Here is a 7184-nt window from a genome sequence, read left to right as displayed (position 1 = left end):
GTCCCTATGACCCGATAGGGTTAGCGGGAGGGATAAGGCCGCAAGGGTATGTGCATAACCCATTGGAGTGGGTTGATCCGCTGGGGTTGGCTCCTGCCGGATGTCCCGGGACAAGTCATTTAGATAATTCAAAGAAAAAGGTTAATTCTGCTGAGGTCGGCGATATTGTTCGTACTCCATCGTCACATCCTGAAGATTTTACAAGAATAAGAGGTGGTGATTATAAAAATCAAAATACAGGAGAAATATGGAGTAAGAGTAATACCACTCACAGCGATAAACTTGGGGAGTGGAAGGTTGGGATAGGGAAAAATGCACCTACTCCAAGTAAAAAGATTACGGTGGGGATGAGTGATGGAAAAATCATTAAAATTGACAAGTAATAGTTTTAATTTTAACTTGGTTGATATTAATTTTAGTTCTTTTAGTTCATCAAATAAATGGGTTGGTTGTTTTGAAAAAAAATCTTCATTTGCAATTTCATTGATTGATGACTCTATAGAAATAGTGCGTAATTTTTTTTCTCCTCATTGGGATGGTTTTTTTGCTCTGTCAGCTTTGTCTTTTGATGATGAAAGGGAGACTGATGGTGGTATATTGGAAGAATATGGGGATGTATATGACGATGCTAAGGTTAATAATTATTTGAAACCTCTGAGTGATGATTTTGAAAGTTATTTATATGGTGAGATTCCTTTGCCTGCATCTTCATTAAGTCTGCATTTTGATAATGATAATTTTATAAATATTTGTAGGTTAATTATGGGGCATGGGGGTGTGCTAGGTCAGGTTTTTTTTATGATTAATTTGGAGTTGAAGTTGGCAATATATCCTCATGGTGATATAGGTTTTGGTATTATATCCCTTGGTGAGGATGATGCGGTTTGTAAGTCATTTTTGAATTCTCTTATTGGAAATGATGATTTTAACATCCTTATGTGATTTTTATTAAGCACTATATCAGTGTTATTTTATAGCCGGAAGCGATCAACGATCCTTCCGGCTTTATTATTTTTAGCGGCTTGTGTTATTACGCCAGCATAGTCCCCTGTTCTGCCCGAATCGTTACTTTACCGGGCAGCCCCTCAATCATTAACGACTGACTGAGTAACCCGCTCAGGGTGAGACAGTCGCCCGCCAGTGTCAGTTCCCCGTTGTCACTCATCCAATCCGCGCCTTCCGCTTCGTTGCCATCCAGTTCAGCCATCAGCGCGGCGATATCGGTATCCTCATCGAGTCGTGTCAGCACCAGCCCATTGTGGTAAAGCTGGATACGGAACAACGTATGGGCGGTAAAGCCTGCCTGCGCCAGTTCGTCGCCCGTTAACGTCAGCTCCGGCAAGTCACCGTTCTGGAAAGCGTATCTGATGCTCATCGTGCGCCCTCCACGTTCAGGCCACCGGGGAAGCGGTTCAGCCAGCTTGCGGCGGCTCGTTCATCAAACGGGGCGATGCTGAGGGCTTGCAGGTTGCCCCAGAGTTCATGGATATCCTGCGTGGTGATGACAATGCAGCCGGGCATGATGCGCAGCTTCAGCGGTTGTCCGGTGGAGAATCCGGCGTCCTTCAGCCATTGCCCGGCGATGTTGATAGCGGGCGTAGCGTGGTTGCCCTTAATCGGTCGATAACCGACGCGGGTAAAGCGTTCGGCCTGAGCGATTTTAAAAATGGTGGTATCTGGCGTAGAATGCGCGTCAGCCATAGTCAACTCCTTGTTAGTTGCTTGTGGTTAGCGGCGTTATCGTGTTGGTAGCACGGTAACGTCGCGTTAATTATCAATGTATTATCTTGCCTTCATTGCCTGCTTAACCTTCTCCTGAGTGATGGCCATATCGAGAAAATGGCAAATCACGTCCTGATCTTCGGTTCGGAGTGCATCCACCTGTTTACACAGCTCTTTTAGCCGCTTGTTTTTAATATCAAAAACGGGTGTGGCGGTGCCGTCTTCCCCTAACAGCAGATGGTCAATACTGACTTCCAGAATCTGAGCCAGCTTGATGATGTAATCAAACTGTGGCTTGACCTGTCCCTGTTCCCAGCGCCCGACCATACGAGGCTGAATATCCAGCAGGTTAGCCAGCTCAATCTGGGTGAGTTGCCTTGCCTTACGCAGCGAGGCGAGACGTTTACCAAAATCAGTCATGGAGAAACAAAGCCAGTTAAGTTGTTTGTCCTGCATGATAAACGCCCTTCTAAAATCGACCCTTGAAAGTATTATATTGACCTGTATTATATAGGTCAATAATGACCTTGACGCATTTTTGTAAGGAACCCGATATGGCACGCATCCCCGAATCCGAGTTGCAGCACCTGAAAGCCGCCGTGTCACTGGTTGAAGTGGTGCGTGGTCAGGGAAGAAAGGTGGTGAAGCGCGGCAAGGACTTCGTGGTGCTGTGCCCGTTCCATCAGGAGAACACGCCGTCTTGTGTTATCAGCCCGGAAAAGAACCTGTATCACTGCTTCGGCTGTGATGCAGGCGGCTCGGTGCTGGACTGGGTGATGAAGACGGAAGGGTTAAGCCTGCCTCATGCGGTCGATAAGCTGCGGGGTGAACTGGGTAGCATACCCGCCGCTGCACCGTTGCCGCCTGTTACCGATATCGCTAATGAACAGGAAAGGCAGGCGTTGCTGCATCGCGTTACGGAGTTCTATCACCACACCTTGCTGAACGCGCCGGAGGCCATCGCCTATCTGGAAAAGCGCCGCCTCAATCATCCTGAGTTAGTCGCGGCCTTTAAGTTGGGGTTCGCTAACCGGACGCTGGGCTACCGTCTACCGTCGAGCAAACTGAAAGACGGGGCAACCGTTCGCAGCCAGTTGCAGGCCATCGGGGTGCTGCGTTCCAGCGGCCATGAGCATCTGGCGGGGTCGTTAGTCGTTCCGGTTATCGACCTTAACGGTCAGGTGCGGGAGCTGTACGGGCGCAAGGTGGGTGACCGTCTGCGTGCCGGAACGCCAAATCACCTGTATCTGCCGGGACCACACGGCGGGGTGTGGAACGAGCAGGCACTGGTCGCCAGTAAGTCCGTTATCTTGTGTGAATCGCTCATCGATGCGATGTCGTTCTGGGTGGCAGGCTACCGTAACGTGACGGCGGCGTATGGCGTGAACGGGTTCACCGATGAGATGCGGCAAGCGTTTATCCGCCACGGCGTAAAACAGGTGCTGATCGCGTTCGATAACGACGCAGCAGGGGATGAAGGGGCAGTGAAACTGGCGGAGTCCTTAGCTGCTGACGGTATCGCCCCGTTCCGTGTGGTGTTCCCGGCGGGCATGGATGCGAACGGGTATCTGTGCAAGGTGGCGGAGCCGGAAGCGGCGTTCGGGTTACTGGTTGACGGGGCGATGCCGATGGGGGAAGCCGTCAGTGCAGAGCCTGAAAACGACGCTGAGCCACAGCCTGAATCCTTACCTCAACCCGCCTCTTCCTTAGCTGCCGGGGTTGTGGTTGAAGCACTGCCGAACGGTGAGCTTGAAATCACCTTATCCGGCCAGCAATGGCGCATCCGGGGCATGGCGTCAGTGAAAGCGGGTAGCGGCGTGATGAAGGTGAACGCGCAGGTGCTGGACACGGAAAGCGGCGTGGTGTTCGCGGACAGCGTGGACATGATGAGTGCGCGGAGCCGGGCAGGGTATGCGCGGCTGGCTGCGAGTGAGTTAGGGTTAGCGGAAAGCGACATCAAACAGCGCTTAGGGCAGGTGCTGCTGGCACTAGAGAATCATCTGAGCCAGCCGAAAACGAACGGTGAGAGTGTTCCTGAACTGGATGATGACGCCAAAGCGGAGGCGCTGGCGTTGCTGCGTGACCCGAACCTGATTAGCCGACTGACGGATGACCTTGCGGCGTGTGGCGTGGTGGGGGAGTCCGTTAACTTAGTGGCGGGTTATCTGGCGGCAGTGTCGCGCAAGCTGGACAGGCCGTTAGCGGTGTTAATCCAGAGCAGTTCGGCAGCGGGGAAATCCAGCCTGATGGACGCCGTGCTTAATCTCATCCCGCCGGAAGAACGGCTGCAATACTCGGCGATGACAGGCCAGAGTCTGTTCTATCTGGGTGAAACCAATCTCCAGCATAAAATCCTCGCCATCGCGGAAGAGGAGGGGGTACGGCAGGCGGCGTATGCGCTGAAGCTGTTGCAGTCGGATGGAGAACTGACCATCGCCAGTACGGGCAAGGATGATGCCACAGGCAATCTGGTGACGAAGCAGTACACGGTGAAAGGCCCGGTGATGCTGATGCTGACGACAACCGCCATCGATGTGGATGAAGAGCTACTTAACCGCTGTCTGGTTCTCACCGTGAACGAGAGCCGCGAACAAACGGAAGCTATCCACGCCTTGCAGCGCCACAAACAAACGCTGGAAGGCTTGCTGATGGAGAACGAGAAAGGCTATCTGACGGAACTGCATCAGAATGCCCAACGGTTACTGAAACCGTTAAAGGTGGTGAACCCGTTCGCGTCACAGCTTACGTTCCTGAGCGACAAGACGCGCACGCGCCGCGACCATATGAAGTACCTGACGTTAATCCAGTCTATCGCGCTGCTGCACCAGTATCAGCGGGAGGTAAAGACGGTAGAGCACCGTGGCACGGTTATCGAATACATCGAGGTTGAGCGCTCGGATATCGTGCTGGCGAATCGGTTAGCCCATGAAATCCTTGGCCGGACGCTGGACGAGATGCCGCCGCAGACGCGGAAGCTGTTGCTGCTGATACAGGGCTGGATAGCGGAGAGCGGTCAGTTGAAAGCGGAATACCACTTCACCCGCAAACAGCTACGGGATGTGGTGCAGTGGGGCGATACACAACTGAAAATCCACCTTGCCCGACTGGTTGAACTGGAATACCTGATGCTGCACAAGCGGGGGCTGACGTTCTGCTATGAACTGCTGTTCGACGGTGATGCGCAGGCTGATAACGCGCACCTGTGCGGCCTTATCGATGTACTGGAAACGGTAGAAATAACCGAGAAAGGTCAGTACGACTCCGTCCGGTCGGGGGTAGGTGAAAAGCAGTCGGCCTCTGGTCGGGGTGCAGTCGGTGGTCGGTCGGACAAGGCAATCGCTGTTAAAGCCAGTGCTAGCAAGGGTTCTGCATCATCCGGTCGGGTTAACGGCAAAATCACTGTTCCGGCAAAGCCAGATAAGCGCATCACATCGTAGTTCCCTTCTTCTCACTTCGCAGGACGCGCCGCCATGACCAAGCCCAAAGCCCCGACACCCGAAGCCACTTACCTTAGCAGCCTGTCACAGACATTACGTCAGTACATGATGGCGTATCTTGAGCACCTGAGCGCCACGAACCACAGCCCGCGCACAGTAGAATCCTACAGTGAACGGCTGCGCCCGTTCGTGACGTGGTGTGAGGAAAGGGGCATGACACAGGCGGCACAGGTGAGTCTGTCGGTGCTGGAAGGCTATCAGCGTTATCTTCATGGCTACCGCAAGGCGGACGGTAAACCGCTGGCACAGGGCGGTCAGCTTAACCGCCTGACTGCCATCAGGATGCTGTTCCGCTGGCTGCTGCAACGCCACCATATCCTGTACAACCCGGCTGAACAGATGACGCTGCCGAAAGCGGAGAAACGGCTTCCGGCGCAGATACTGAGCGAGGAAGAAACCGAAGCGGTGATGGACGCGCAGGACACCGACACATTAACCGGACTGCGTAACCGTGCCGTGCTGGAAATGCTGTGGAGCACGGGCTTAAGGCGCAGCGAACTGTCCGGGCTGATGCTGGCCGATGTGGACGTGGGGCGCGGGGTGCTTGTTGTCCGGCAGGGTAAGGGGAACAAGGACAGAGTGGTGCCGGTTGGCCTGCGTGCGCTGGTCTGGGTACAGCGCTATCTGGACGCAGTGAGGCCGCGACTGACGACAAAACACGACAGCGGTTATCTGTTCGTGACGATATGGGGCAAGCGGCTGGCACGGTCAACGCTGACGATACTGGCAGGCCGTGCAATACGGGATGATGCGCATCTGAAGAAAGCCGGGGCGTGTCACCTGTTCCGGCACTCAATGGCAACACAAATGCTGGAGCGTGGGGCAGATACGCGACACATCCAGGCTATCTTAGGTCATGAGAAGCTGGAGACGACGCAGATATATACCCGTGTGGCGATCGGTCATCTGAAACAGGTGCATGAGAAGACGCACCCAGCGGAGCGGAAAAAGAAAGCGCGACGGAAACGCAAACCGGACGAACCTAAGCCGGACGCCATGCAGCAGCCGGACGCAACAGAAAAGTAGCTCACTCCCTTCAAAGCCGCAGGACGGTGCAGGGCAGAAAGCCCTCGTCCCTGCGGGCTTACTGCCTTGTTCAGCTAAGGCGCTCCGGCGGTAAATGTCGCCCGGCCAGCGCCAGACAATGGCGCTCTCTGTTGGTCACGTTGCTGGCCGAACGTCATTCAACATAATGTGGCATTACGCGCAAGTTGCTGAACGCAACCTGCGCGCAACACACATTATGTCGGCGCCGTCTGGCGCAAGGGCGCGCTGCGGGCCGCTTCGGCATCGGTGTGCGGCTGGCCGCCGGGGTTCGGCGCTTGGGCATGGTGTGGCGCACAGGTTCGCGGCGCTCACCTCTGCTGCGGACATCGGCGTGCTTCCCAGGCTCTGACGGTGTGGCCGCCTTCCCTGGCGGCGGAGGCTCCGGCGTCAACACTCGGTCAACGTCAACATCAACCCCAAAGCAGAAGCCGTTCCTTCGTCACGGCGCTTAACGGCTTCATGCCCGCCCGGCTGCGTCTGGCTGCGCGGGGTCGCAGTCGGCAGGCTCCTTGCTCCTTCCCCGCTCGCCAGCTTCCGCTACCCGCCCCGGTGTGGCGTGGTCATGCAAACCCGCCGCTCCCTCCTGCACCGTGCAACAGAGCGTCGCAGGCCGACGCTTGCGGACTCTTTACCGCCCGCACCCGCAGAACCCGCCCGGCTTCCCCAAGCGAGTTGCGGAAGCCGGGCGGGTTGTCGTGGTAAACCCCAAAAGGCAAAACGACTAATGGCAGCGGCTGCCGCCGCTGCTATGATGTGGCACAGGCAGACAGGGAAGTCACAGCATGGCGGTAGCGTGTCCGGGGGTAAAAGTGCGCGTCGGGGTGTTGGGGTTAAGGCGGTGTTAAACTGGCGAAAAACGTGACTTAAAAAGCACGTTGCATCAATAGGTTAAGTGCGCTAAAAAGTACGACCGTGTCA

Annotated in this window: 6 protein-coding genes and 1 pseudogene; 4 read left to right on the top strand and 3 right to left on the bottom strand. The window is 55.0% G+C overall.

The features are described 5' to 3' along the window. Together OI69_RS19020 and OI69_RS02810 are read left to right on the top strand one after the other, a co-directional pair. Positions 1 to 383 (top strand): annotated as a pseudogene (locus OI69_RS19020) (hypothetical protein); the annotation flags it as partial. Continuing rightward, entirely contained in the window at positions 355 to 942 is a 588-nt protein-coding gene (locus OI69_RS02810; protein ID WP_039345902.1) for a hypothetical protein, read from the top strand. The pseudogene OI69_RS19020 and the gene OI69_RS02810, both read left to right, overlap by 29 nt. 88 nt (positions 943 to 1030) lie before the next feature. On the opposite strand, the gene OI69_RS02805 is transcribed toward OI69_RS02810, so the two are convergent. The 3 genes from OI69_RS02805 to OI69_RS02795 form a co-directional block, all read right to left on the bottom strand. Then, on the bottom strand, positions 1031 to 1375 hold the full coding sequence (locus OI69_RS02805; RefSeq protein WP_039345899.1) for a SymE family type I addiction module toxin: 345 nt from the start codon (positions 1373 to 1375) through the stop codon (positions 1031 to 1033). Then, on the bottom strand, positions 1372 to 1701 hold the full coding sequence (locus OI69_RS02800) for a SymE family type I addiction module toxin (RefSeq protein WP_039345896.1): 330 nt from the start codon (positions 1699 to 1701) through the stop codon (positions 1372 to 1374). The genes OI69_RS02805 and OI69_RS02800 overlap by 4 nt, the downstream gene beginning before the upstream one ends. Before the next feature lie 81 nt (positions 1702 to 1782). After that, a complete protein-coding gene (locus OI69_RS02795) occupies positions 1783 to 2178 on the bottom strand; it encodes a helix-turn-helix domain-containing protein (RefSeq protein ID WP_039345894.1) in 396 nt (131 codons plus the stop codon). Between the two features lie 98 nt (positions 2179 to 2276). On the opposite strand from OI69_RS02795, the gene OI69_RS02790 reads away from it, so the two are divergent. Both OI69_RS02790 and xerC read left to right on the top strand, forming a co-directional pair. Beyond that, a complete protein-coding gene (locus OI69_RS02790) occupies positions 2277 to 5159 on the top strand; it encodes a DNA primase (protein WP_039345890.1) in 2883 nt (960 codons plus the stop codon). Positions 5160 to 5192: 33 nt separating this feature from the next. Then, positions 5193 to 6245 (top strand): site-specific tyrosine recombinase XerC, encoded by a 1053-nt coding sequence (gene xerC / locus OI69_RS02785; protein ID WP_039345887.1) that lies wholly within the window; start codon positions 5193 to 5195, stop codon positions 6243 to 6245. Positions 6246 to 7184: the final 939 nt, after the last annotated feature.

It is taken from the genome of Pectobacterium fontis, from assembly GCF_000803215.1.
GTDB lineage: Bacteria > Pseudomonadota > Gammaproteobacteria > Enterobacterales > Enterobacteriaceae > Pectobacterium > Pectobacterium fontis.
Note: the sequence above shows the minus strand (reverse complement) of the source record. Positions and strands in the feature narration are given on the sequence as shown.